Origin of the sequence: Vibrio penaeicida (genome assembly GCF_030689305.1) — a bacterium.
Classification (GTDB): Bacteria; Pseudomonadota; Gammaproteobacteria; order Enterobacterales; family Vibrionaceae; genus Vibrio; species Vibrio penaeicida_B.
Window position 1 is genome coordinate 69683 of record NZ_JAUYVM010000010.1, and the last position, 26708, is coordinate 96390.

Sequence of the window (26708 nt, forward strand, 5' to 3'; positions counted from 1 at the left end):
TTTTTATTGAGATAAAAAGAAGGATCCTATTCAGGTACCTGTCATTCGAAGCTAAGGTTGTTCGGCTATTTCAAAAGCTCGAATAACTTGTTTCACACCAGAGATATTGCGAACAATATCGGTCGCGATGTCTGCTTGCTCTGGGGTAACGTACCCAAGTAAAAAAACTTCACCGTCTTCCGTGATAACTTTGACTTTTACCGTTGTCAGATTTTCGTTCGCAATTAAACTGGCTTTCACTTTTGTGGTTATCCAGCTATCGTGCGTAATGGTTTGCAAATCAAGCAGTGGGCGAACGCGTAATTGATTAGATACACTACTTACACCCTCAGCTTCTGACACTCTCGTACCGAATTGCTCTTTGTAGTCTTGAGTTATAGCTTGACCGATTAGAATGACTTTGCCACGAAAAGCAGTTGCAGTTGCCTTTACGTTTCCAGTATAAGGGGCTTTGTTCCCAATGCCAGCTACCTCAAATTCCAATTGACTATCCTGCCATTGCTCTTGAGTTGTGCGCGTATCTGAAACGATATTGGCAGTGGTAGCTGCACCAGCCACCAACAAACCAGCACAACCTGTAAGGCTCAAGCTGCAAGCAGCGGCTAAAATCCATTTTTTCATTTTTGCACCTCTAATCAAAATGCTTTGCTGTTTAACCAGCTATTCGTCATGCGATGGAAAGAGCACTTGATCGATAAGGTCGCATAAACAATGTAGGGTTACCATATGAACTTCATGGATACGAGCGGTACGGTGGGATGGGATGCGAATTTCGACGTCCGACTCACCTAACAATCCAGCCATCTCGCCGCCATCTTTACCCGTGAATGCGATAATGGTCATGTCTCTGGTTACAGCAGCTTCCATTGCTTTGATGATGTTTTTGCTATTCCCGCTCGTCGAAATAGCGAGAAGAATGTCACCTGTTTGACCAAATGCCCGTACTTGTTTGGAAAAAATTTCTTGATAGTGATAATCGTTGGCGACTGCGGTTAGAGTTGTATTATCTGCCGTAAGTGCCATGGCCGGAAGGCTCGGTCTTTCAGTTTCAAAACGATTGAGAAGGCAAGAAACAAATTGTTGAGCATTTGAGGCTGAGCCTCCATTACCACAGCAAAGAATTTTATTGCCGTTAAGTAACGTGGTCACCATTGCCTGTGCGGCATGCATGATGTGATCAGGCAGCGCTTCGGCCGCTGCAATTTGAATTTGAATACTTTCTGTAAAGCTTTCTTTAATGCTGTCTAGCATCGATTATCCTTGAGTTATTGCGTTCTTTATCCACTCAACTTGACGCCCCTCATCATGAATGGCAACGACGTCAAACCGGAAATCGGTATCGTAAGGAGATAAGTTGTTCTTACTTAGCCATATCATAGCGACTTTAACAAGCTTTCGTTGTTTAGCTGGTGTTACCATTTCCGCTGCGTGCCCGTAGTGGCTCTGTTTACGATACTTTACTTCGACAAACACTACCGTGCTTTGTTCTTTCATTATCAAATCTAATTCACCCACTTTGGTATTAAAATTAGATTCAATCGGTTTTAACCCTTTACCAGCAAGAAAGTTACTGGCAAAGGATTCGTATCGTTCACCTAACGCTCTACGGTTAAATAGCCTCATGCTCAGCCCAGCTAACTTCGCGCTGAACCACACACTCGTTATTAATGGTTAGAGTGCCAGTTTGCCCTTTAACTGAGTATTCTGGCATAACTTTCATTTGTGGCAACTCTAAGATGAGCTTGTATGCATCCATTCCAAGCGCATGTAGGCGTTTTTCTACATTACCACTTTTCGGCCAATTTTCTTCAAGTTGCGCCTTTAAAGTGGAGTTTTGCTCAATTAGCATCGGAATATCACTGTAAACCACACCGCTTAAGTCTTCATACTGACGCTTTTTCCCACTGTTACTCCGCGAGTTTGAAAACAGTTTAGGAGGTGTCGTGTCTGGATTGATGGCCACTTCGATGAAAGGTTTAATAAGCGTCAGCTCGGAACTTTTAGCCACAACATAGACCGCATCAATATCGCGACGGCTACGAGGTTGAGACTCAGTTTGAATGTTGATTAGGCGGTTAAGTTGGGCAATGCGAGCTTGACTGTCCGCCAGACCAAAGACTGAGTTGATGTTCTTTTGAAGCTGGGACTTGTTACCAAAATAGCTGAACGCCGCTGGGTTCTTGCTGTATTTTTCCCATTCTGACTTGAATGCTTGAGTGACTCGCTCACCAAAACTTCCTACAGGGGCCAGAATCAGGGGATACTGAAACCCATTTGCAAATAGATATTTCGCGGCTTGAGCAACTTCTTGTTCGGGAGAGAGAGTGAAATAACACACACGAGTTTCTGGTAGCTTTGCGTCTGGGATGTTTAGTGCAAGCATGGGAAGTTGTGTAGATTGTTGAAGCACTTCCACTTTGTCTTTTACCAATGGACCGACAACAAAATCAACATGACGCTTTTCAAGCTCTTGCTGTATTTCATCGGTTGAAAGCGCAGCGGAATCAAGAACCGTCAATGTCGCCATGTCTTCTCGATTAAAATCATCCATCATCGCATGAATGAACCCATCGCGAACCAACTGACCTTGTTTCCCATATTTTCCACTGAGAGGCAATACCAGCCCAGTATTTGTAGGCTTAATGATTTCTAAGGCGAGAATGGCTTGGACATCGTCAGGGGTATAAATGTTCGCTGGGTGCTCTGGATTGGCTGCAAACCAAGTTTCTAATGTACTTTTGAGTTGAGCTGGATTCCCGGAAATGGTTTTCATGTAGACGGCGAGTTGAAGCCAGCCTTGTAATTCGGATTCCCCATCCTCGGCTTGCAGAGAAGTAATATCGTGCTCAGAGTACGTACTCAGATTGAGCCAAATATTCTGATGATTTCGCACTTGCGCATCTTCAAACGAATACTGATTAGCAGCAATATATTCTCGGCTAGCGTTTAGATGATCCGAGAGCAACTCAAACAACTGAGCACGAAATTCATGATACTCACTCCACTGAGCATTATTTAGCTCCCACCAAGGCTGATAATTCAGCTGTTGTAGAGCGGATTGAATTTCGCCTGTGCGGAAGAGCAATTGCGCGCGCGAAATTTGCCATTCAGCCATTTGCACGGGTGATAAAGCTTGCTTAGATAGACGTTTTACTAAATGATCGGCTCTGACCAAATCGTTTTCTTGTAAAGCCGCTTTTAACGCCATGATCAGAAGATCATTTTGGGTGCCACCTTTCGCACTGTCGGCTTGCATGACATAGGCCTGTGCACTTTGCGTTGGATCTTGTGTAACGTCAATATTCACAGGTGTTTGTGAAGTAGTCGAACACGCCGCTAAAGTGACTGCCAAGGCGATAGGGGTCAGAAGGCGTGGTACACTAAATTTATTCTGGTGCTTCATAGCCATGAGTTCTTGTTAAACAAATACAAAATTATCTCTATATTAATCGTTGAAGTGATGGTAAACAAATGACAGACAACAATTCTTCCCCGTCTGAGGTCTCAACTCTCTATATTGTTCCCACCCCAATCGGAAATTTGGGAGATATTACGCAGCGAGCCATAGAGGTTTTATCCAATGTGGATCTTATTGCCGCTGAAGATACCCGACACACAGGCAAGTTACTTTCCCACTTCAATATATCAACGAAAACATTCGCTCTGCATGATCACAATGAACAACAAAAAGCGCAAGTACTGGTTGATAGGTTACAACAAGGGCTTTCTATTGCTCTGGTTTCCGATGCTGGAACGCCATTAATCAGTGATCCAGGGTATCACCTAGTGAATCAATGTCGTCAGGCGGGTGTCAAAGTTGTGCCATTACCTGGTGCCTGTGCTGTGGTGACCGCATTGAGCGCTGCGGGGCTGCCTTCCGATCGATTCAGTTTTGAAGGTTTTCTTCCTCCTAAGAGTAAAGGTCGAAAAGATAAGTTTCTTGAAATTGCCAAAGCTGAGCGTACCTGTATTTTTTATGAGTCGCCACACCGTATCATGGACTCTCTCAAAGACATGCTTGAGATCCTTGGTGCTGATAGAGAAGTGGTTCTAGCCCGAGAGCTGACCAAAACGTATGAAACCATCCAAGGGATGCCGTTAGGCGAACTTATTCCTTGGATTGAGGAAAATGACAACCGTAAAAAAGGTGAAATGGTGTTGCTCATACACGGGCACCGAGAACAAGCCACAGAAGAAATACCTGATGAGGTGACCCGTACTTTGAGCATTTTAACCAAAGAGTTACCACTCAAAAAAGCGGCAGCAATGACGGCAGAAATATACAACCTCAAAAAAAATGCTCTGTATAAATGGGGATTAGAGCATTTAGATTAAAACTCGTCGGTAAGTTGCTTGAGTTTTATACGATTGGCATTAAAAAATATCGTCAACCCTAATGAGCCCCTAGACAGTAGACATCTATCTCTATACAATCCGCGTCGGAGTTGACTGGGTAGTCGCTGCTTCGTTGATGTCCTTCGGGAGACTGACGGAGGGGAGGAAAGTCCGGGCTCCAAAGAGCAGGGTGCCAGGTAACGCCTGGGGGGCGCAAGCCCACGACAAGTGCAGCAGAGAGAAAACCGCCGATGGCCTATTTCCTTCGGGAAGGGCACAGGTAAGGGTGAAAGGGTGCGGTAAGAGCGCACCGTGCGACTGGCAACAGTTCGTAGCAAGGTAAACTCCACCCGGAGCAAGACCAAATAGGCTTCCACATTGCGTTGCTCGCGTAAGGAAGCGGGTAGGTTGCTTGAGCCAGTGAGCGATTGCTGGCCTAGACGAATGGCTACTGCCGCGCAAGCGGAACAGAACCCGGCTTATGTGTCGACTCCACCTATTCAGAACCCATCATTACTTTACCGAGTAATGATGGGTTTTTTGCTATTTACTGACGCATATTAGACGATTCCTACTAAACTAGGCGTTGAATTGAGAAACTAGGCGTGACTTGGATACAAATCCTAACAAATTAAGATTAAGTACTGGCAGCAAAGAGCGAAATCAGTACACTAAACCCTTGCTTTATTTTCGCCATTCGGCACAAGAGAAAACCATGACAGAAACTTTTCAGCACATTTCCGTTTTACTAAATGAATCTATTGATGGGTTAGCAATTAAGCCCGACGGCATTTATATAGACGGCACTTTTGGTCGTGGTGGTCATAGCCGAACCATTCTTTCTAAGTTGGGAGAAAACGGTCGCTTGTTTAGTATCGATCGCGATCCGACGGCGATTGCTGAAGCTGAAAAAATTGATGATCCTCGTTTTACCATCGTTCATGGTCCATTTTCTGGTATTGCAGAATACGCCGAGCGCTATGATCTTGTTGGCAAGGTTGATGGTGTGCTTCTTGACCTCGGTGTCTCTTCTCCACAATTAGATGATGCTGAACGTGGATTTAGTTTCATGAAAGATGGTCCATTGGATATGAGAATGGATCCGACGTCAGGTATGCCTGTTTCTGAGTGGCTAAAAGAAGCCGATTTAGATGACATTACCTGGGTCATTCGTGAATTTGGTGAAGATAAGCACGCAAGACGAATTGCTAAAGCCATTGTGGCCTATCGTGAAAATGAAGAAAACGAGCCAATGACACGCACAGGTCAGCTCGCTAAGTTGATTTCAGATGCAGCCCCAAAAAATTTCAAAGAGAAAAAGCACCCAGCGACTCGCAGTTTCCAAGCATTCCGAATTTACATCAATAGTGAGTTGGAAGAGATCGATACCGCTTTGAAAGGGGCGGCCGAGATTTTAGCGGCAGAAGGGCGTCTTTCTGTCATCAGTTTTCACTCTCTCGAAGATCGCATGGTCAAGCGTTTCATGCGAAAAGAGAGTAAAGGACCTGAAGTGCCACATGGTATCCCAATGACGGAAGATCAAATTAAGGCATTGGGCAGCCCGCGAATGAAAACGCTCACTAAAGCAATTAAACCTTCTAAACAAGAAGTGGATGAAAATACGCGTTCACGCAGTTCAGTGCTAAGGATTGCGGAAAAACTCTAATATGCCGAGTGCCAAGGACGCTTCCCCTAATCTCGCCAAGCTCATTTTTATCGACATTGTTACCGTCGGAAGAGTGCCTGCGACTCTACTATTATTAGCGTTTGCTTCGGCTATGTGGGTTGTGCATACCACTCACGATACGAGGGCAGCCATTCACCAACGTGATAGTGAACTTGTTGAAAGGGATCGCTTAGATAATGAATGGCGCAACTTAATATTGGAAGAGAACGCATTGGCAGAGCACAGTCGTGTGCAAGAAATGGCTCAGAAAGAGTTAGATATGAAGCGTCCTGATGCCGACAAAGAGGTTATAGTTTCTTTCCAATGAGCAAGTCTAAAACCACCTCTAACACAAGAAAGCAACCCGAAAAAGAAACGCCAATTCTTATCCGTTGGCGTTTTGCTGTTGTACTTGGGTTCGTTGTGTGTGTTATGGGGACATTGTTAGCGCGGTTGGCTTACATTCAGGTTATTGAGCCAGATAATCTAATTAGACAGGGTGATTTACGCTCTGTTCGTGTCAAGGCGCTACCTTCTGCCCGAGGGATTATTTCTGATCGGAACGGTGAGCAACTTGCAGTCTCCGTACCCGTTGAAGCCGTTTGGGCAGATCCAGTTACCATATTTAAAGAATCCGGACTTGAGCCGATAGAGCGCTGGTATGCATTGGCCGACGTACTCGGAATGGACCGTCAAAAGCTTATTGCGCGCATTAATAAGAATAAGTCGCGCCGTTTTATTTATCTTCAACGCCAAGTCAGTCCTGCCATGGCAAATTATATTCGAGAATTAAAGTTAGCGGGCGTAGGGTTAAAGCAAGAGTCTCGACGTTATTATCCTTCCGGTGAAGTTAGTGCTCACTTGATTGGTGTGACTGGAATCGATGGACATGGGCTGGAAGGCATAGAGCGTTCGTACGACAAATGGCTCATGGGTGAGGCAGGAAAACGTACCATTCGGAAAGATCGCTTTGGGCGGGTTGTCGAAAATATCTCGCTTGAAGAAAGAGAGGAAGGGCAACCACTTCAACTTACTGTGGACCAAAGATTGCAATCCATCGCGTACCGAGCGATGAAACAGGCGGTGGCCGATCACAACGCGACTTCGGCTTCAGCGGTACTCCTCGATGTCAAAACGGGCGAAGTGTTGGCGATGGTTAATGCGCCATCTTATAACCCAAACAATCGGTCTCAACGACAAAGTTTTCGAATGAGAAATCGCACCATTACAGATGCATTCGAGCCGGGTTCGACAGTGAAACCTTTCGTCGTATTGGCTGCTCTAGAAAATGGTGTGGCTGATGAAAATACAGAAATTGATACAGGGAATGGCATTCTCCAGATTGGCGGAAGCCGAGTAAGAGATGTCTCGAAGGTCGGGAAAGCCGATCTCACCACCATATTAAAAAAATCGAGTAATATCGGTGTCACTAAGTTAGCGCTCGCTATGCCGCTGGAAGCATTGCTGGGAATGTACAGCTCTGTAGGGTTTGGCGAAGTCAGTGGTTTGAACCTTGTCGGCGAAACAACCGGTATATTCCCGTCTCGACGACGTTGGTCTAAGTTTGAAATCGCAACGCTATCATTTGGTTATGGGCTATCGGTTTCACCAATTCAACTAGCGCATGCTTACGCGACCTTGGGTAATTATGGAATGTATCGACCTTTACACATTGTGAAAAACAATAAACACGATATTTCAAAACAAGTGATCGATGAGCATAACGTAAAGTTAGTACTGAATATGATGGAAAAGGTAACCCAAAAAGGGGGCAGCGCCACGCGTGCTGCCGTTCCAGGTTATCGGATTGCCGCCAAAACGGGGACATCCCGTAAAGCGACGGCTGGTGGTTACAGTGACGAATATTTTGCTTATACAGCGGGCATTGCACCAGTCAGTGATCCAAGATTGGCATTAGTTGTGGTCGTGAATGAGCCGCAAGGTGACCAGTATTACGGCGGTACTGTTGCCGCACCTGTATTTTCTGAAATTATGAAAGGTGCGCTGCAAATTCTCAATGTCGCACCGGATGAAAACCAGTTTTCGGAATAATAGAATTTCTAAAGAATAGATAAGAGGAAATTGCGTGCATAATTTAGCTTCTCTGATTAGCCCATGGACAGATGCAAACATTCCCGAAGAATTTAATGTCCGTATTACACAGTTAGTATTGGACAGTCGAAAAGTTCAGCCAGGTGACACATTTGTGGCGCTTTCTGGTCATGCAATTAATGGTCATGATTTTATTCCAGCGGCCATTAACAGTGGAGTTGTGGCAGTGATTGCTCAAGCAATCGAAGAGCACCCACATGGCAGCTATGAAGAACAAAGCGGAACACTGATCGTTTATCTCAGCGATTTGAATATGATCTTATCGGCGATTTCTTTACGAGCATATGGCGACATCGATACAAAACTCATTGGTGTCACTGGGACCAATGGGAAAACCACCATTACGCAAATTATCGCTCAATGGATAGAACTGGTTGGTCAAAAAGCCGCAGTGATGGGTACTGCCGGTAATGGTTTTCTCCACAATATTAAACCTGCGGTGAATACTACTGGCAGTGCAATTGAAGTGGTTGAAACATTATCTAGCCTAAGACAGCAAGGCGCAGAACATGTGGCTATTGAAGTCTCTTCTCATGGTTTGATTCAAGGAAGAGTGAAGGCCCTGACTTTTTCTGTGGGCGTGTTTACTAACTTGAGTCGTGATCATCTCGACTACCATGAAACTATGAAGTCCTACGCTGATGCGAAATTTACTTTGTTCCGAGACCATGACTGCCGTAAAGCAGTAATAAATGTCGATGATTCGGTTGGGGCGCAATGGGTTCAACAACTATCGTCGCCTTTGGCGGTGTCTTTAGAGTCAAATCCAAATACAGAAAAGTCCCTATATGCCACAGAGGTGAAATACAGCACCAAAGGTATTGAGCTCTCATTTAATAGTAATTGGGGGGCCGGCAAGCTTTCTGTTCCTCTGATTGGCGCTTTTAATGCGAGTAACATATTGCTTGCGTTTGGTTCTTTGTTGGAATTGGGCTTTGAAAAAGAGGCGTTAATGGAAGCTGCCCCTAGGCTTTCCCCCGTTATTGGTCGTATGGAACTCTTCCAGCGCAGCGGCAAAGCCAAAGTTGTTGTGGATTATGCACATACACCCGATGCATTAGAAAAAGCGCTATCGGCACTGCGTGTCCATTGCGAAGGAAAACTGTGGGCAATTTTTGGGTGCGGCGGAGATAGAGACATTGGCAAGCGCCCGATGATGGCGGATATAGCAGAAAGGCTGGCCGATCACGCGATTTTAACGGACGATAACCCAAGAAGTGAGTCCCCTGAATTAATCGTTAAGCATATGCTTGGAGGTATGAAGCAGCCAGATAGGGTGGTGATTAAGCATGATAGATTTGATGCTTGTTCGTATGCTCTGCGCAATGCATCTGAAAATGACATTATCTTATTGGCAGGTAAAGGGCACGAAGACTACCAAGTATTGGCTGACAAAACGGTGCACTATTCGGATAGGGAAACCGCAGAGCAATTATTAGGAATCATGGGATGATCAGCTTTTACCTTTCTCAAGCAAGTCAGATTCTTGAAGGGAAATTGAAAGGAGAGGATGTTCAGATACATTCTGTCTCAACGGACACTCGCGCCATTGAAGAGTCAGCCCTGTTTATCGCCATCGTCGGTGAGCGATTTGATGCCCATGATTTTTGCCAGCAAGCGATAGACAAGGGTGCAAAAGCGTTTTTAGTTGAGCGAGAACTTCCCATCGACATACCGCAAATAATTGTGGAAGACACAACAAAAGCACTTGGCGCGCTTGGTTCTTGGATACACGAACAAAGTGAAAGCTTAACCATAGCTCTAACAGGAAGCTGCGGAAAGACGACAGTGAAAGAAATGTTGAGTGCAGTCTTGCGTCAAAAAGGTCACGTATTGGCAACACTTGGCAACTTTAACAATGAGTTTGGTGTGCCTCTAACATTACTTCGCTCAGAAAAGAAAAACGACTATGCCGTTATTGAGTTGGGGGCAAATCATATTGGAGAGATTGCCTACACGACTCGCATAGTGAAGCCCAAAATAGCGCTAGTTAACAATGTGGCGGCTGCGCATCTTGAAGGTTTTGGCTCTATGGACGGAGTAAAACAAGCAAAAGGTGAAATTTTTCAAGGGTTGTCCAGTAACGATATTGCTGTTGTAAATAAAGACAGTAATGGATTGGCATTTTGGGGGGAAACGTTAAGCGATAAGCAAGTCGTTACGTTTTCTGCTTCAGATTACAGTGCTGATTTTTTCGCAAAAGATATTGAAATATCGAAAGAAGGGCTTCCCTCTTTTACACTTTGCACCCCGCTTGGCAATGCATCAGTGAGTTTAACCTTAGTTGGCGAGCACAATGTTGCTAACGCTGTTGCGGCAGCTGCGCTTGGACAAAACGCTGGCGCTACGCTGACAGAAATACAATCTGGTCTGGCTAACATGACAAATGTTTCGGGTCGGGTAGAAGTGATCAAGCTCAATGAACATGTTCGCCTTATCGATGATAGTTACAATGCCAGCGTCCCTGCTATGAAAGCCGCCGCCGATTTGCTGGATCATTACGATGGTGTGCGCTGGTTAATTTTGGGCTTCATGGCGGAATTAGGTGACGAAAGCCTTGAACTTCACCGTGAAGTCGGACAACATTCGGCACCATTTAATTTTGAATATGTGTTGACCTACGGGGACGACACAAAAGTGATCAGCGAAGAGTGTGGTGGGCAACATTTTGATTCTCACGACGCGATGATCCAATTTATTAAGCAGCAGCTAGAAACACAACAAAATCAAATGCACACACTTTTGGTCAAAGGGGCGAACAGCGCCGGAATGAGCAAAGTAGTCGCTGCTTTGAAGGAGATTCAATAATGATTATTTGGCTCGCGGAGTTACTTCAGCCATATTTTTCTTTCTTTCGATTGTTCGAATATCTGTCTTTTCGTGCCATCCTCAGCGTATTGACCGCACTGGGTCTTTCATTATGGATGGGACCTCGATTGATTGAGCGTTTGCAAATGTTGCAAATCGGTCAAGTTGTTCGTAATGACGGTCCTGAATCTCACTTTAGTAAGCGCGGTACTCCAACAATGGGAGGATTGATGATTCTATCCTCCATTGCAATAACGGTTTTACTCTGGGCTGATTTATCCAACCCTTATGTTTGGGCTGTAATGGCGGTCTTATTAGGGTATGGCGCTGTTGGGTTTGTCGATGATTATCGTAAAGTCGTACGTAAAAATACCGATGGTCTTATCGCTCGTTGGAAATATTTTTGGCAATCGAGTATTGCACTTGTCGTCGCGTTTGCACTCTATGCACATGGTAAAGATACAGCGGCAACTCAATTGGTGGTGCCATTCTTTAAAGACGTCATGCCTCAACTGGGCTTACTGTATATTGTATTTACGTATTTCGTGATCGTTGGTACCAGTAACGCGGTGAACTTAACCGATGGGTTAGATGGTCTCGCGATTATGCCAACAGTCATGGTTGCTGCTGGATTTGCTGTTATCGCGTGGGCGACGGGTAATGTGAATTTTGCCGCATACCTGCATATCCCTCATATCCCTTATACCAGTGAGCTGGTTGTTGTGTGTACTGCGATTGTTGGCGCTGGCATGGGCTTTTTGTGGTTCAACACATACCCTGCGCAGGTCTTCATGGGTGATGTCGGCTCCCTTGCATTAGGTGGAGCGCTTGGGACTATCGCGGTATTAGTGCGCCAAGAACTTTTGTTGGTGATCATGGGGGGCGTGTTCGTGATGGAAACGGTATCCGTTATCCTTCAAGTCGGATCATACAAACTTCGTGGTCAACGTATTTTTCGTATGGCGCCTATTCACCATCACTACGAATTGAAAGGTTGGCCTGAACCTCGCGTTATTGTGCGCTTCTGGATCATCTCTATTATTTTGGTTCTTATTGGTCTGGCAACATTGAAGGTACGTTAATCGATGAATGAAATTCCGAACAAGCAGCGTTGGGAGAACGTGAAAGACGTCGTGGTCGTAGGGCTTGGTATTACAGGTCTTTCTGTCGTCAATCATTTGCTACGCCAGAAGCAATCTCTTAATGTTAAAGTCATCGATACTCGAGAAAACCCTCCGGGTTTGGATAAACTGAATGAGGATGTTGCTGTCCACACTGGAAGTTGGAATGAGAGCTGGCTTAAGAATGCTGACCTCATTGTGGCGAATCCTGGTATTGCGTTAGCCACACCAGAATTGCAGCGTGCTATTGAACAAGGCGTCCCTGTTGTCGGTGATATTGAATTGTTTGGTTGGGCAGTGACCAAACCCGTTATAGCTATTACAGGATCAAATGGTAAAAGTACCGTTACCGATTTGACTGGAGTGATGGCTAATGCTGCGGGTTGTAGAACAAGAATTGGTGGTAATATTGGGATTCCCGCTTTGGATCTCCTTGTAGAGGATGCCGATCTTTACGTGCTTGAGCTATCGAGCTTCCAACTTGAAACGACATCGAACTTACCACTAGCTGCTGCCGCTTATTTGAATCTGACCGAAGATCATATGGACCGATATGATGATTTTGCCGGCTATGGTGCAGCCAAGCAGCGAATTTTCTTAAATGCCCAAAAAGCCATTGTTAATCAACAGGATTCAGCGACGTTCCCAACGCCTAAATATTCCGGTGATATCATCACTTTTGCGCCTTCCAATGCAGACTATTGTTTGAAAACAGTGAGTGATGACGTTTTTCTCGCAAAAGACGATGACCCCTTTGTTCCGACTTCTTCTTTAAGCCTTGTTGGTCAGCATAATAGTATGAATGCCTTGGTCGCAATGGCTTTACTTGATGCGGCAGGTATCGACTACCATTCATCTGTTTCCGCTCTCCAAAACTACACTGGATTAACCCACCGTTGTCAGGTTGTTGCTCAATCCAATGGCGTAAAGTGGGTGAATGATTCCAAAGCTACCAATGTCGCCAGTACTTTAGCCGCTTTGTCGGGGTTACAATGTGAAGGACAACTTCATCTGTTGGTTGGTGGTGATGGAAAAGGTGCCGATTTTTCTGAACTTGAACCCGTATTGGCGTCTTTACCAGTGACATTGCATTGTTACGGCGAAGATGGCAGCGAGTTTTTGTCTTTACACCCGTCAGCTATCCGCTGGAATACTATGGATGAGGCATTATCGAGTATTTCATCCAAGTTAAACGCTGGTGATATCGTTATGCTGTCCCCCGCTTGCGCCAGTTTTGACCAATATCCAAACTTTATGGCGCGTGGCGATGCGTTTACTCAACTCGCTCAACGTTACGCGTCCTTGTAAGGCTAAAGGGAATTCTGTTGGGACGCTTAATCGAAACATTTTCAAACTGCAAACACTGGCTGTTTGAACCAGCACCCAAAGCACTGTTTGATAGACAGCTACTTTGGCTGTCGTTTGGTCTAATGCTTATCGGCCTGGTCATGGTGACCTCAGCTTCTTTTCCCGTTAGTAGTCGCCTTACAGATACACCATTTTACTTCATGTATAAGCAGCTTGTGTTTTGTGTTGTGGGGTTTGCTGCGGCTTCAGTTGTTGTTCAAATTCCCATGGATCGTTGGTTCAAATACAGTCATATATTATTGGGGATTTGTTTCGTTCTATTGATGGTTGTGCTGGTGGCAGGCAAGTCCGTGAATGGTGCTTCGCGCTGGATCCCGCTAGGGGTTTTCAATTTGCAGCCAGCAGAATTGACCAAATTATCCTTGTTCATGTTTATGGCGGGTTATTTAGTTCGAAAACAAGACGAAGTAAGGAAAACCTTCTTCGGTGGTTTTATGAAGCCCATTATTGTTTTCGGTCTTGTTGCTCTTTTATTGTTGGGACAGCCAGATTTGGGCACTGTGATTGTCATGCTGGTGACCATGTTCGGACTGTTATTCATTGCAGGCGCAAAACTGTGGCAGTTTTTGGCGCTGATGATGGTTGGGATAGCTGGCGTTGTTGTGTTGATATTGGTAGAGCCCTATCGAGTGCGACGAGTTACATCCTTTTTAGATCCATGGGACGACCCATTTGGTAGTGGCTATCAGTTGACTCAATCCTTGATGGCATTTGGTCGAGGTGGCTGGTTTGGTCAGGGGTTAGGTAATTCCATTCAAAAGTTAGAATACCTTCCTGAAGCGCATACAGACTTTGTTTTCGCGGTGATCGCCGAAGAGCTTGGGTTTGTTGGCGTTAGTATTGTACTGGTGTTGATTTTTGCGTTAGTACTGAAAGCGATATTTATTGGAAAGAAAGCGTTTGAAGCAAAGCAAATGTTTGGTGGATACTTGGCATTTGGTATTGGAATATGGTTTGCTTTTCAAACACTGGTCAACGTTGGTGCAGCCGCGGGTATGGTTCCGACTAAAGGGCTCACTCTGCCGCTGATTAGCTATGGTGGTTCCAGTTTAATCGTGATGTGTGTCGCGGTTGCAATATTAATGCGGATTGATCATGAGCGGCGATTGTCGCAACAAATAAAGATTCCTGAAAATAAGAACTCAAATGAAACAAAATAAACGTTTATTAGTAATGGCTGGTGGTTCGGGGGGGCATGTTTTCCCGGGGCTTGCTGTTGCCAAATGCTTGCAAGATGAAGGGTGGGAAATTCGTTGGTTAGGCACGGCTGACCGTATGGAAGCTGACCTTGTCCCAAAACACGGCATTGATATCGACTTTATTCAAGTGAAAGGTCTTCGTGGGCAGGGCGTTGTAAAATTGATTAAAGCACCTTTTCAAATCCTCAATGCTATCCTTCAAGCTAAAAAGCATATCAAGGCGTGGCAACCTGACGTTGTGTTGGGGATGGGCGGATATGTAAGTGGACCTGGCGGTGTTGCGGCTTGGTTATCGGGTATTCCTTTGGTTCTTCATGAGCAAAATGCGGTAGCGGGCTTAACGAATCAATGGCTATCAAAAATCGCAACCAAAGTCTTTCAGGCCTTTCCCGGTGCTTTTAAAGATGTTCCGGTAGTGGGTAACCCTGTGAGAAAAGATGTGACTACTCTTGGCTCTGCAGAATCTCGGATAGCATCTCGTGAAGGTGATGTACGTATTTTGGTTATGGGTGGAAGCCAAGGGGCGAGAATCCTGAATACAACAGTACCTGAAACAGCAGCCTTACTTGGAAACGGCTATGTTATTCGCCATCAAGCTGGTAAAGGAAACCAAGAGTCTGTCCAATCTGCCTACGAAAGCGCTGGTATTCAAGCCGAAGCAACCGAGTTTATTGATGATGTATCGGCTGCTTATGAATGGGCAGATTTAGTTGTATGTCGATCCGGAGCATTAACTGTTTCCGAGATATCATCCGCTGGGGTCGGCGCAATTTTTGTACCTTTTATGCATAAAGATCGTCAACAAGCATTGAATGCCGATCATCTTGTTGATGCCAATGCTGCGATTATGATTGAGCAACCTGACCTGACTTCAGAAAAATTGTCAGAAGCCATAAAGCAGCTAGACAGAGCGAGCTTGGTGAAGATGGCAAGCAATGCCCAAAAGTCGGCAAAACCCAATGCTGACCAATATGTAGCGAATGCGATTAAAGAATTAACTCAACAGTCTGTTGACCGATAGAATGAGAAACACAAAATGACAATAGAACACAACCAAGACATCTCTCAAATCCGTGCAATGGTGCCTGAGATGAGAAGAGTGAAGTCCATTCATTTTGTCGGAATTGGTGGTGCCGGAATGAGTGGTATCGCTGAAGTGCTCTTAAATGAAGGTTACCACATCTCAGGATCAGATCTAGCCGAAAACCCAGTAACAGAAAGGTTGAGTGGTAAAGGTGCAACGATCTATTTTGGTCATGATGCAGGCAATGTTGAAAAAGCCAGTGTCGTCGTTGTCTCGACTGCCATTCAACAAGATAACCCAGAGTTAGTCGCCGCGAAAGAAAGGCGTATTCCAGTCGTTCGTCGTGCTGAAATGTTGGCTGAATTAATGAGATTCCGACATGGTATTGCTGTGGCAGGAACGCATGGTAAAACAACGACAACAGCGCTTGTCACGCAGATTTATTCTGAAGCTGGACTCGATCCAACATTTGTCAATGGCGGACTAGTTAAAAGTGTCGGTACAAATGCTCGTTTAGGGTCTAGCCGGATTCTTATTGCGGAAGCCGATGAAAGTGATGCGTCATTCTTACATTTACAGCCAATGGTCAGCATCGTTACCAATATAGAAGCCGATCATATGGATACATATGGCGGCGACTTCGAGACCTTAAAACAAACGTTCATTGATTTTCTCCATAACCTGCCATTCTATGGGCAGGCAATCATGTGTATTGATGATCCGGTTGTACGCGAACTGATTCCAAGAGTCAGCCGCCAAGTTATTACGTACGGATTCTCTGAAGATGCAGATGTAAGAATTGAAAACTACCGCCAAGAAGGGCAACAAGGCAAATTCACGGTTGTTCGCAAAGGCAAAGCCAATCTAGACATTACATTGAACATCCCGGGTAAGCACAACGCACTAAACGCATCTGCTGCCATTGCTGTGGCAACAGAAGATGACGTGGCTGATGAAGCGATACTAAGCGCAATGGCTGGTACTCAAGGTACTGGACGACGTTTTGATCACTTGGGAGAGTTTGAAACAGGCTGTGGTAAGGCAATGCTCGTCGATGACTATGGTCACCACCCTAGTGAAGTGGATGTCACCATCGATGCTGCAAGGGCTGGGTGGGAAGACAAGCGATTGGTCATGGTATTTCAGCCGCACCGATATAGCCGAACGAGAGATTTGTATGATGATTTCGCAAATGTGCTCGAAAAGGTTGATGTGCTTATTATGCTAGATGTCTATTCAGCTGGTGAAGCGCCGATTGCTGGAGCAGATGGTCGTGCTTTATGTCGAACGATTCGTAGCCGAGGTAAGTTAGACCCAATTTTTGTTCCAGAAACTCAAAACTTACCGAGTGTCCTAGCAAATGTTCTCCAAGATGGTGACCTAGTATTAACACAAGGGGCTGGTGATGTTGGTAAAGTTGCCAAAGTGCTGGCTGGTTTAGAGTTGAACGTAGAACGTATGCGTCAGGAATAATAGCCAAGCCTTTATTTTGTCTGTTTTTTGTCCGGTGTGTCACACTAGACCATATTTATTCTTGTGGTTGATGGACTATGGGATGATGGTCAGTATAATCGCTAGTTTGAGTAAATCAGTCGAATGATCTTTAGTTTTAGGATGTTCTGCTCCAAACCGAACAAGAATATCGTTAAATAATTGATAGCATTGGTATGTACTCAGTGAGCCACGAAAGCGAAATAGAAACGTACGAAGAGTTACCCAAGCCCCATAATACATTCATGGGGATAGGTTTTTTAGTCGTTGTTGTCTTGTTTATTGGTTGGTTGATGTTTTCTACATTAAATTGGATGTGGGATGAGCAACGACTACCATTATCTAAATTGGTATTGCAAGGGGATTTGACTCACGTGCAGCCAAAAGAGGTGCAAAGTGCCTTTGCTTCTTTCGAGCATATTGGCACCTTTATGTCTCAAGACGTCGATGAGCTTCAAAATGCCTTATTAGCCCTACCGTGGGTAGCGAGAGTGTCAATACGTAAACAATGGCCAGACACAATCAAAGTATATTTAGTTGAGCATGAAGCCCAGGCTATTTGGAATGGTATTTCCATGCTCAACATGGAAGGAAATGTATTTGATGCCGATATTGCAGAGCTGACGAGTGAAAAGATTAAACTTTATGGTCCCGAAGGGAGTCATCAGCAAGTCTTGCAAGCCTGGCAAAAAATTCAAGAGCTACTGGTTCCTATGGACCTAACCGTTTCTTCCGTACTCCTAAACGACAGACGTGCATGGCAGGTTATTTTGACTAGCGGAATACGTTTGGAGCTTGGAAAAGAAGCGCTTCTTGAACGAATAACACGTTTTGTTGCGCTTTATCAAAAGCTTGGCTCAAAATCGCAACAGATTAGTCATATCGACTTACGGTATGATACAGGAGCGGCAATAGGTTGGTTTCCAAATCAGGATTTAGTACAAGAGAGCACAGATGACTAAAACCACAGATGACAACATCATTGTTGGTCTTGATATTGGTACTGCGACCGTTTCCGCTTTGGTAGGTGAATGCCTACCAGATGGACAGATTAATATTATTGGCGCTGGCACAAGTCCGTCGAGAGGTATGGACAAAGGTGGCGTGAATGATCTTGAATCTGTGGTCAAGTCAGTACAAAGGGCTGTTGATCAAGCTGAATTAATGGCTGAATGCCAAATCAGCAAAGTATTTATTTCGCTTTCTGGGCGTCATATTGCTAGCAGGATTGAAAAAGGAATGGGAACCATTTCAGATGAAGAGGTTTCTCAGGACGATATGGATCGTGCGATCCACACAGCAAAGTCCATAAAAATTGGTGATGAACAGCGAATTTTACATGTAATTCCTCAAGAATTTACTATTGATTATCAAGAAGGGATTAAGAACCCGCTTGGCTTATCAGGGGTAAGGATGGAGGTCAGCGTTCATCTGATTTCTTGCCATAACGACATGGCGAGAAATATTATTAAAGCGGTAGAACGTTGCGGACTGAAAGTAGAGCAGCTGGTTTTTTCTGGCTTAGCTTCGAGTAATGCAGTCATTACCGAAGATGAACGAGAGCTAGGTGTTTGCGTCGTCGATATCGGTGCTGGGACAATGGATGTATCCATTTGGACTGGTGGTGCGCTTAGACATACGGAAGTATTTTCCTACGCTGGCAACGCAGTGACAAGCGATATCGCATTTGCTTTTGGCACGCCTGTTAGCGATGCTGAAGAGATAAAAGTAAAGTACGGTTGTGCGCTAAGTGAGCTTGTCAGTAAAGACGATACCGTGAATGTTCCAAGTGTTGGTGGTCGTCCGTCTCGAAGTTTGCAACGACAAACACTATCGGAAGTGATAGAGCCCAGATATACTGAACTTATGGGTTTAGTCAATCAGACTATCGATAACGTTCAAGACAAACTGCGTGCAGAGGGAATTAAACACCATCTCGCAGCAGGCGTCGTCTTAACGGGTGGAGCTGCACAGATTGATGGGATTGTGGAATGTGCCGAAAGGGTTTTTCGCAACCAAGTCAGAGTGGGTAAACCGTTGGAAATTAGCGGTCTAACTGATTATGTTAAAGAGCCGTATGATTCTACGGCAGTTGGATTACTTCATTACGCAAAAGACAGCCAGTTCTCTGAAGATGGTGACTACAACGAACCCAAGCGACAGTCTAATGTTTCTGGGTTGTTTCAAAAAATGCGTAATTGGATACAGAAAGAGTTTTAACCTGAAATACAGGAAAAACGGAGATAACAAATGTTTGAACCGATGATGGAAATGTCTGACGATGCGGTAATTAAAGTCGTTGGAGTTGGTGGTGGCGGTGGTAATGCCGTAGAGCACATGGTGCGTGAATCTATTGAAGGCGTGGAATTCATCAGTGTCAACACAGATGCTCAAGCACTTCGTAAAACGAGCGTAAACACTGTCATTCAAATTGGTGGCGATATCACCAAAGGTCTTGGAGCTGGCGCAAACCCGCAGGTAGGTCGCGAAGCGGCTCTTGAAGACAGAGACAGACTTAAAGAAATTCTAACCGGTGCCGATATGGTATTTATAGCGGCCGGCATGGGTGGTGGTACAGGTACAGGTGCAGCTCCAGTGATCGCAGAAGTAGCGAAAGAGCTTGGAGTTCTGACGGTAGCTGTCGTGACTAAGCCATTTGGATTTGAAGGCAAGAAACGTCTTGCTTTTGCAGAGCAAGGCATCGAAGAATTATCAAAGCATGTTGATTCTTTGATTACCATCCCGAATGAAAAGCTGCTTAAAGTATTGGGACGTGGTGTCACTCTACTTGAAGCATTTGCAAGCGCCAATGACGTTCTTAAGAACGCAGTACAAGGTATTGCTGAATTGATTACTCGCCCAGGCATGATTAACGTCGACTTTGCGGACGTACGCACTGTAATGTCGGAAATGGGTCATGCGATGATGGGAAGCGGTGTCTCTAAAGGAGAGGACCGAGCAGAAGAAGCGGCAGAGACGGCAATTTCTAGCCCACTTCTGGAAGATATTGATTTGGCTGGCGCAAGAGGTGTTCTTGTGAACATCACTGCAGGTTTGGATATGCGTCTGGACGAATTCGAAACTGTCGGTAATACTGTAAAAGCATTTGCATCAGATAATGCGACGGTAGTTATTGGTACATCTCTGGATCCAGATATGACCGATGAGATCCGCGTAACTGTTGTTGCAACCGGAATTGGCAACGAGAAAAAACCTGAAATTACTTTAGTAACAGGTGCTTCCAAGCCACAAAACACCACGCCAGCTCAACAGCCAGCTGCCCCAGCAGCCAAAGTTGAAGAAAAAACGGCACAGCCTTTGCAAGCGAATAACTTGCCAAAAGGTGAAGAGGTGAAGAGTCAGCCAGCCACTCCAGCTAGCCCTTCGACTCCTGCTCAAGGTGGTGCAAACGCTGCACCGAAGCAGGAAAAAGAGAATGGTTATTTGGACATTCCAGCGTTCTTGAGACGCCAAGCTGACTGATTATTGTACGAAATAATTGATATTCGTCAGAAACGTGGTAGCATGTGCGGTCGATTTTCCGGTCGCACGGCTGGTATACGTAGTAGGGGTAGGTAAATGATCAGACAAAGAACTCTGAAAGAGATGGTGAAGACAACTGGAGTGGGTTTGCACTCGGGTAGAAAAGTCACACTTACTCTTCGTCCAGCTGCGGCGAACACAGGGGTTATTTATCGCAGAACGGATATGAATCCGCCTGTCGATTTTCCGGCCGATCCTGCGTCAGTTCGTGACACCATGCTTTGTACTGCGCTAGTCAACGATGAAGGTATCAGAATCTCAACCGTTGAGCACCTCAATGCCGCATTAGCAGGCATGGGGATTGATAACGTAATTGTTGAAGTGGACGCACCTGAAATCCCTATTATGGATGGCAGTGCGAGTCCGTTTGTTTACCTGTTGCAGTCGGCTGGTATTGAGACGCTCAACGCCCCTAAACGTTTCGTACGTATTAAGAAAAAGGTTCGCGTTGAAGATGGTGATAAATGGGCTGAGTTAGTCCCTCACGATGGCTTCCGTATGGACTTTGCCATCGAATTTGATCATCCAGCAATTGAATCTGACGAACAGCACCTACTTTTTGATTTTTCTTCTCAAGCGTTTGTCAAAGATATCTCACGAGCTCGAACTTTTGGGTTCATGAAGGACATTGAATACCTTCAATCTCAGAACTTGTGTCTTGGTGGTAGCTTTGATTGTGCAATTGTTTTGGACGAGTACCGAATTCTTAATGAAGAAGGGCTACGTTTCGAAAACGAATTTGTGACTCATAAAGTACTCGATGCTATTGGCGATTTGTACATGTGTGGTCATAGTATTGTCGGTGAACTTCGCGCCTATAAATCTGGTCATGCGATGAACAACAAAGTACTAAGAGCGGTACTTGCCGATCAAGAAGCGTGGGAGTGGGCAACTTTCGAAGAAGAAGCTGGGTCTCCAGTCGCGTTTGGTGAACCTAATATGGTTCTTGCGTAGAAGAGAACATAAAGAATTAAAAAAACCAGACATTAGTCTGGTTTTTTTGTTTTTGAAAAACAGAATTTACTTGCTGCCAATTTTCTTATTTCTCAAGTTTTCTTATTTCTAGGGTTAGGTTACTTTTTCTTTTTCGCTAATTTTGCAATGTTTTCTAGCCTTTGCTTCACCTTTGGTGTTGCATTGGGCATATTTGCTGTTGCAATTAAGAACTCTGCTGCCACCTCTGAAACAGGAACTTCCTGCCATTCTGGATCCGGATCGGACATATCTTGCCCTCGGTAAAGTGACGGGTTTATTCGAATTTGAACGCCCATTAGTTTTGCGTACCCTTGTTGGCGAAGCTGAGTCAATAAGTGCAAACGATCATAATTCAGTTTCATTTGTACGGAAGCGCTAGCAACTTCGATGACCAAGTGGTTATCCTTTATATTAGCCGCTCGACAATGCTCCAGTAAGCTTGCGGGTAATAGCGATTTTAATAGCTTGTTTAGTTCATTGATCTGCTTAGCATGTTCTTGAATTTTACTGAGCTGCTGAGATTCAAGCAGATCATTTGTCAGTGTCGGTCTGTGATCGCGCATAGCCATCTCCTCACTACTGTATTCCGAGACTTCCTTAACTCGAGAGTGTAGAGCAGTGACCTTTGAATACCAAGCCTTTGGGTAAGTTTCTGCCTCTGCGTCTAAAATTTCTGAGGGATTATTGTCCGAACATCGAAAATTTCTAAACCTGTCTCAAACAATTGCTAATAGCCATGGTCGTTAATTTGATAATCACTTAATATACGAGGCAAATTTGAAAATTAAGATTGGCGCTTGAAAATCAAAGGTGCCGCCTCAATATTCTTACAAACATGATGTATCTCAGTATTCTTAGTTTGGAACTGGTAGAGACTGAAAGTTACAAGGATAGATCGAGCACGATCTAAACAGAGAGATTCACTGAAAATGATAACTAAGCTACTGACAAAAGTAATTGGCAGCCGCAACGATCGAACTCTGCGTCGTCTGCGAAAAATAGTCAAAGAAATTAATAATTACGAACCAGAATTTGAAACATTATCTGATGAAGAACTGAAAGCGAAAACGGTAGAGTTTCGCGAGCGCCTAGAAAAAGGCGATTCTCTAGATAGTTTACTTCCGGAAGCATTTGCAACCGTACGAGAAGCATCTAAGCGTGTTTTTGGCATGCGTCATTTCGACGTACAGCTCATAGGCGGTATGGTCCTTAACAATGGTCAGATTGCTGAAATGCGTACAGGTGAAGGTAAAACCTTAACCGCAACTCTTCCAGCTTACCTTAACGCTCTTCCTAGTAAGGGGGTGCACATTGTAACGGTGAATGATTACTTAGCATCTCGTGATGCAGAAACAAACCGCCCACTTTTCGAATTCCTTGGTATGACGGTTGGCGTTAACGTACCGAATATGCCTCCTTTAGCAAAAAAAGAAGCCTATCAAGCGGATATTCTTTACGGAACGAATAACGAGTTTGGTTTCGATTATTTACGCGACAACATGGCTTTCAGAGACGAAGACCGTGTTCAGCGAGAGCGTTTCTTTGCCGTTGTCGATGAGGTGGATTCCATCCTTATTGATGAAGCTCGTACGCCGCTAATCATCTCTGGTCCAGCTGAAGATAGTTCGGATCTTTATACTCAGATTAACACTCTGATTCCCAACCTTGTTCGCCAAGAGAAGGAAGACACAGAAGAATACCGTGGTGATGGACACTACACTCTGGATGAAAAATCCAAGCAGGTTCACCTGACTGAAAATGGTCAGGAATTTGTTGAAGAGTTGATGATTAAGAATGGTTTGATGGAAGAAGGCGATACGCTTTACTCTCCAACCAATATAAGCCTACTTCACCATGTAAATGCAGCGTTGCGTGCGCATGTTTTATTTGAGCGCAATGTAGACTACATCGTTAATGAAGATGATGAGGTTGTGATTGTCGATGAGCATACGGGTCGTACAATGCCTGGTCGTCGTTGGTCTGAAGGTCTGCATCAAGCGGTAGAAGCAAAAGAAGGCGTTAAAATTCAGAATGAAAACCAGACCCTTGCGTCTATCACATTCCAGAATTTCTTCCGTCTATACGAAAAACTTTCGGGTATGACAGGTACTGCGGATACTGAAGCGTTTGAGTTCCAGTCAATTTATGGTCTGGAAACGGTAGTTATTCCAACCAACAAACCAATGATCCGTGATGATATGCCAGATGTGGTATACCGCACAGAAACCGAGAAGTTCAATGCCATCATTGAGGACATCAAAGAACGTACTGCAAAAGGCCAACCATCTTTGGTTGGTACAGTATCTATTGAAAAGTCGGAGCTTCTTTCAAATGCGCTGAAGAGTGCCAAGGTTAAACACAACGTACTGAATGCTAAGTTCCACGAAAAAGAAGCGGAAATTGTTGCTCAAGCCGGTACTCCAGGTGCGGTTACCATTGCAACCAACATGGCGGGTCGTGGTACTGATATCGTATTAGGTGGTAGCTGGCAAGCGAAGCTGGAGCAATTGGACAACCCTTCTCAAGAGCAGATAGACCAAGTTAAAGCCGATTGGAAAGAAGTACACGACATAGTACTTGAAGCGGGTGGTTTACATATCATCGGTACTGAGCGCCATGAATCTCGCCGTATTGATAACCAGCTGCGTGGTCGTTCTGGTCGTCAAGGGGATGCGGGTTCATCGCGCTTCTACCTATCGATGGAAGACTCACTGCTGCGTATCTTTACTTCTGACCGTATGGCGAGCCTTATCCAAAGTGGTATGGAAGAAGGTGAAGCGATTGAAAGTAAAATGTTGTCGCGTTCTATCGAGAAAGCGCAGCGTAAAGTCGAAGGTCGTAACTTCGATATTCGTAAGCAGCTTCTTGAATTCGATGACGTTGCTAACGACCAACGTAAAGTTGTCTACGAGTTGCGTGACGAACTCATGAGTGCTGACGACATCAGCGACATGATTGAACAAAACCGTACAGATGTATTCGACAGCGTAATTAGTGAATACATCCCGCCTCAGTCTCTAGAAGATATGTGGGATGTGAAAGGTCTTGAAGATCGCTTAAAAGCAGATTTTGATTTAACCATGCCGCTCCAAGCTTGGCTTGATGAAGACGACAAGTTATATGAAGAAGCACTTCGCGAGAAGATTCTTGATACTGCTGTTGAAACATACAAAGAGAAAGAAAAAGTGGTGGGAGAGAATATCCTACGTAACTTTGAAAAGTCCGTGATGCTACAGACTCTTGATACACTTTGGAAAGAACACCTTGCTGCGATGGATCACCTGCGCCAAGGTATTCATTTGCGTGGCTATGCACAGAAGAACCCGAAACAAGAATACAAACGTGAGTCGTTTGAATTGTTCGAAGGCTTGCTGGACTCACTCAAAATTGATGTGATTACTGTGCTCAGCAAAGTTCGCGTTCAACAGGAAGAAGAAGTTGAGCGTATGGAAGCTCAACGTCGTGCACAGGCGGAAGAAGCTGCGCGACGTCAGCAGTTCCAGCATCAACAAGCTGAAAACCCGCTTTCTGATGGTGAGCAAGAAGAAGCTAGTCAACAACCTACTCAACGTGAAGAGCGCAAAGTTGGGCGCAACGAACCTTGCCCATGTGGTAGTGGTAAGAAGTTTAAACAGTGCCACGGTAAGATTTGATTCTTTTCCCCCTTCTCCCAAAAGAGCCGCAGTCGCGGCTCTTTTTGTATCTTCTTACTCTGCTGTCTTGTACAAAGAATAAACCTTGTTTAACTGTGGTAACTTTCGAGCCTTTACGTTACATTGATCACATCGTAACAAATGGAGAACTTACGCAATGGTAAAAATTGCGATTGCAGGAGCAGCAGGCCGTATGGGCCGCAACTTGGTGAAGGCCACCCACCTGAATTCTGATGCGCGACTTGGCGCAGCCTCTGAAAGACCAGAATCTTCTCTTATCGGCGTTGATGCAGGCGAATTGTGCGGCGAAGGTCGTTTCGAAGTCGCTTTAGTCGATGACTTTGCCAAAGCGGTTGAAGAATTTGATGTCATCATTGATTTTACAGCCCCAGTGAGCACTTTAGCTAACATCGAACTTTGTAAGAAGTATGGGAAGCAAATCGTTATTGGTACGACGGGTTTTTCAGATGAAGAGCGAGCGCAGATCGATGAAGCGGCAAAAAATATCTCTATCGTTATGGCGCCAAACTACAGCGTTGGTGTAAACCTAGTTTTTAAGCTGTTAGAGAAAGCAGCAAAAGTTATGGGTGATTACTGTGATGTCGAAATTGTTGAAGCGCATCATCGCCATAAAGTCGATGCACCTTCTGGTACTGCTATAGGTATGGGAGAGGCAATTGCTGGGGCGATGGGAAATCAGCTAAGTGATGTTGCAGTTTATGCTCGTGAGGGTATTACTGGTGAGCGCACTAAAGATGAAATCGGTTTTGCTACCATCCGTGCTGGCGATATTGTTGGTGAACATACAGCAATGTTTGCAGATATTGGTGAGCGTGTTGAAATTACTCATAAAGCGACCGACCGCATGACATTTGCCAATGGTGCCGTAAAAGCAGCGGTTTGGTTGGCATCAAAACCTGCTGGCTTCTACACGATGACCGATGTTCTTGGTCTGAATGAGCTTTAATTAAATATTTATGCGCTAGAGCCTTCTGGCGCATAACCTCATTTCATCTCTACTCTGCAAAATAAGCTCAAATTTTACGCCAGTTTTACGGGTATTAATCTTATAGTTTGAGCCTCTTAAGCTTAATTTTCGCCTTAATGACTTAAAAAGAACATTAACTGGTAATATATTATCGTTTGCTTTTTCCATGTGACCAATTTTCCTATATTTATTACTAAAGAAGGGTGTTTTTAATGAACAATACCCATTTGGAGCATTGCTGTAGGAAGATAAGTTAGGTTTATATGGCTTTTGCACCAGTTAATGTGTTTTGGCGAACAAATGATAAATTTCTTTTACTGAGAATGTTGACACAAATCACAGTGATCACTAGAATACCGCCAATTTGTCTAAATTCCCCAAAAGCGCGTTTTTATAACGAATTTAGGGCTGAGTTTGCAATTAAA

22 protein-coding genes and 1 other RNA gene are annotated in these 26708 nt (G+C 44.7%); 18 read left to right on the plus strand and 5 right to left on the minus strand.

The annotated features are described in order from the left end of the window. Positions 1-51 precede the first annotated feature (51 nt). The 4 genes from Q8W40_RS16675 to Q8W40_RS16690 are packed head-to-tail and all read right to left on the minus strand — an operon-like array spanning position 52 to position 3409. A complete protein-coding gene (locus Q8W40_RS16675; protein ID WP_305398814.1) occupies positions 52-621 on the minus strand; it encodes a BON domain-containing protein in 570 nt (189 codons plus the stop codon). A 39-nt stretch (positions 622-660) separates the two neighbouring features. Next, a complete protein-coding gene (locus tag Q8W40_RS16680; RefSeq protein WP_305398815.1) occupies positions 661-1251 on the minus strand; it encodes a phosphoheptose isomerase in 591 nt (196 codons plus the stop codon). A gap of 3 nt (positions 1252-1254) precedes the next feature. Next, entirely contained in the window at positions 1255-1623 is a 369-nt protein-coding gene (locus tag Q8W40_RS16685) for a YraN family protein (protein WP_305398816.1), read from the minus strand. Continuing rightward, complete coding sequence (locus tag Q8W40_RS16690; protein ID WP_370693396.1) at positions 1610-3409, minus strand: penicillin-binding protein activator; 1800 nt, start codon at positions 3407-3409, stop codon at positions 1610-1612. Before Q8W40_RS16690 ends, Q8W40_RS16685 begins: the two co-directional genes overlap by 14 nt. Before the next feature lie 62 nt (positions 3410-3471). Between Q8W40_RS16690 and rsmI the strand changes: the two genes are divergently transcribed. The 16 genes from rsmI (at position 3472) to lpxC (ending at position 21621) form a co-directional block, all read left to right on the plus strand. After that, positions 3472-4335 (plus strand): 16S rRNA (cytidine(1402)-2'-O)-methyltransferase, encoded by an 864-nt coding sequence (gene rsmI / locus Q8W40_RS16695; RefSeq protein WP_305398819.1) that lies wholly within the window; start codon positions 3472-3474, stop codon positions 4333-4335. A 106-nt stretch (positions 4336-4441) separates the two neighbouring features. Further along, an RNA gene (rnpB, locus tag Q8W40_RS16700) (RNase P RNA component class A) lies at positions 4442-4833 on the plus strand. 217 nt (positions 4834-5050) lie between these two features. Further along, positions 5051-6001: a 16S rRNA (cytosine(1402)-N(4))-methyltransferase RsmH gene (gene rsmH / locus Q8W40_RS16705; RefSeq protein WP_305398821.1), complete on the plus strand. Its 951-nt coding sequence runs from the start codon at positions 5051-5053 to the stop codon at positions 5999-6001. A gap of 1 nt (position 6002) precedes the next feature. Continuing rightward, positions 6003-6329 carry a cell division protein FtsL gene (gene ftsL / locus Q8W40_RS16710; RefSeq protein ID WP_101112427.1) on the plus strand — a complete coding sequence of 109 codons (327 nt, stop codon included), beginning with the start codon at positions 6003-6005 and terminating at the stop codon, positions 6327-6329. Then, entirely contained in the window at positions 6326-8053 is a 1728-nt protein-coding gene (locus tag Q8W40_RS16715) for a penicillin-binding transpeptidase domain-containing protein (RefSeq protein ID WP_305398823.1), read from the plus strand. The genes ftsL and Q8W40_RS16715 overlap by 4 nt, the downstream gene beginning before the upstream one ends. A gap of 34 nt (positions 8054-8087) precedes the next feature. Beyond that, positions 8088-9566 carry a UDP-N-acetylmuramoyl-L-alanyl-D-glutamate--2,6-diaminopimelate ligase gene (gene murE / locus Q8W40_RS16720; RefSeq protein WP_370693397.1) on the plus strand — a complete coding sequence of 493 codons (1479 nt, stop codon included), beginning with the start codon at positions 8088-8090 and terminating at the stop codon, positions 9564-9566. Beyond that, on the plus strand, positions 9563-10921 hold the full coding sequence (locus Q8W40_RS16725; protein WP_305398825.1) for a UDP-N-acetylmuramoyl-tripeptide--D-alanyl-D-alanine ligase: 1359 nt from the start codon (positions 9563-9565) through the stop codon (positions 10919-10921). Before murE ends, Q8W40_RS16725 begins: the two co-directional genes overlap by 4 nt. Then, a complete protein-coding gene (gene mraY / locus Q8W40_RS16730; protein WP_101112423.1) occupies positions 10921-12003 on the plus strand; it encodes a phospho-N-acetylmuramoyl-pentapeptide-transferase in 1083 nt (360 codons plus the stop codon). The genes Q8W40_RS16725 and mraY overlap by 1 nt, the downstream gene beginning before the upstream one ends. Positions 12004-12006: 3 nt before the next feature. After that, on the plus strand, positions 12007-13350 hold the full coding sequence (gene murD / locus Q8W40_RS16735) for a UDP-N-acetylmuramoyl-L-alanine--D-glutamate ligase (RefSeq protein WP_305398826.1): 1344 nt from the start codon (positions 12007-12009) through the stop codon (positions 13348-13350). A gap of 29 nt (positions 13351-13379) precedes the next feature. Beyond that, positions 13380-14570 carry a cell division protein FtsW gene (gene ftsW / locus Q8W40_RS16740; RefSeq protein WP_370693401.1) on the plus strand — a complete coding sequence of 397 codons (1191 nt, stop codon included), beginning with the start codon at positions 13380-13382 and terminating at the stop codon, positions 14568-14570. Further along, positions 14557-15630: an undecaprenyldiphospho-muramoylpentapeptide beta-N-acetylglucosaminyltransferase gene (gene murG / locus Q8W40_RS16745; RefSeq protein ID WP_305398828.1), complete on the plus strand. Its 1074-nt coding sequence runs from the start codon at positions 14557-14559 to the stop codon at positions 15628-15630. The genes ftsW and murG overlap by 14 nt, the downstream gene beginning before the upstream one ends. A gap of 15 nt (positions 15631-15645) precedes the next feature. Continuing rightward, a complete protein-coding gene (murC, locus tag Q8W40_RS16750; RefSeq protein ID WP_104401288.1) occupies positions 15646-17106 on the plus strand; it encodes a UDP-N-acetylmuramate--L-alanine ligase in 1461 nt (486 codons plus the stop codon). 194 nt (positions 17107-17300) lie between these two features. Beyond that, positions 17301-18086: a cell division protein FtsQ/DivIB gene (locus Q8W40_RS16755; protein WP_370693398.1), complete on the plus strand. Its 786-nt coding sequence runs from the start codon at positions 17301-17303 to the stop codon at positions 18084-18086. After that, positions 18079-19344, plus strand: coding sequence for a cell division protein FtsA (ftsA, locus tag Q8W40_RS16760; RefSeq protein WP_305398830.1), 1266 nt, complete (start codon positions 18079-18081; stop codon positions 19342-19344). Before Q8W40_RS16755 ends, ftsA begins: the two co-directional genes overlap by 8 nt. A gap of 30 nt (positions 19345-19374) precedes the next feature. After that, the gene (gene ftsZ / locus Q8W40_RS16765; RefSeq protein ID WP_305398831.1) at positions 19375-20607 is read left to right on the plus strand and encodes a cell division protein FtsZ; all 1233 of its coding nucleotides are present in this window, start codon (positions 19375-19377) and stop codon (positions 20605-20607) included. Positions 20608-20703: 96 nt separating this feature from the next. Next, positions 20704-21621 (plus strand): UDP-3-O-acyl-N-acetylglucosamine deacetylase, encoded by a 918-nt coding sequence (gene lpxC / locus Q8W40_RS16770; RefSeq protein WP_305398833.1) that lies wholly within the window; start codon positions 20704-20706, stop codon positions 21619-21621. Positions 21622-21740: 119 nt separating this feature from the next. Here lpxC and Q8W40_RS16775 read toward each other — a convergent pair whose 3' ends face one another. Then, entirely contained in the window at positions 21741-22205 is a 465-nt protein-coding gene (locus tag Q8W40_RS16775; RefSeq protein ID WP_305398834.1) for a DUF721 domain-containing protein, read from the minus strand. A gap of 366 nt (positions 22206-22571) precedes the next feature. Here Q8W40_RS16775 and secA point away from each other — a divergent pair, with 366 nt between their 5' ends. Next, entirely contained in the window at positions 22572-25295 is a 2724-nt protein-coding gene (secA, locus tag Q8W40_RS16780) for a preprotein translocase subunit SecA (RefSeq protein ID WP_305398835.1), read from the plus strand. Positions 25296-25452: 157 nt separating this feature from the next. Continuing rightward, positions 25453-26262, plus strand: coding sequence for a 4-hydroxy-tetrahydrodipicolinate reductase (gene dapB / locus Q8W40_RS16785; protein ID WP_305398837.1), 810 nt, complete (start codon positions 25453-25455; stop codon positions 26260-26262). The last annotated feature ends 446 nt before the right edge of the window (positions 26263-26708 follow it).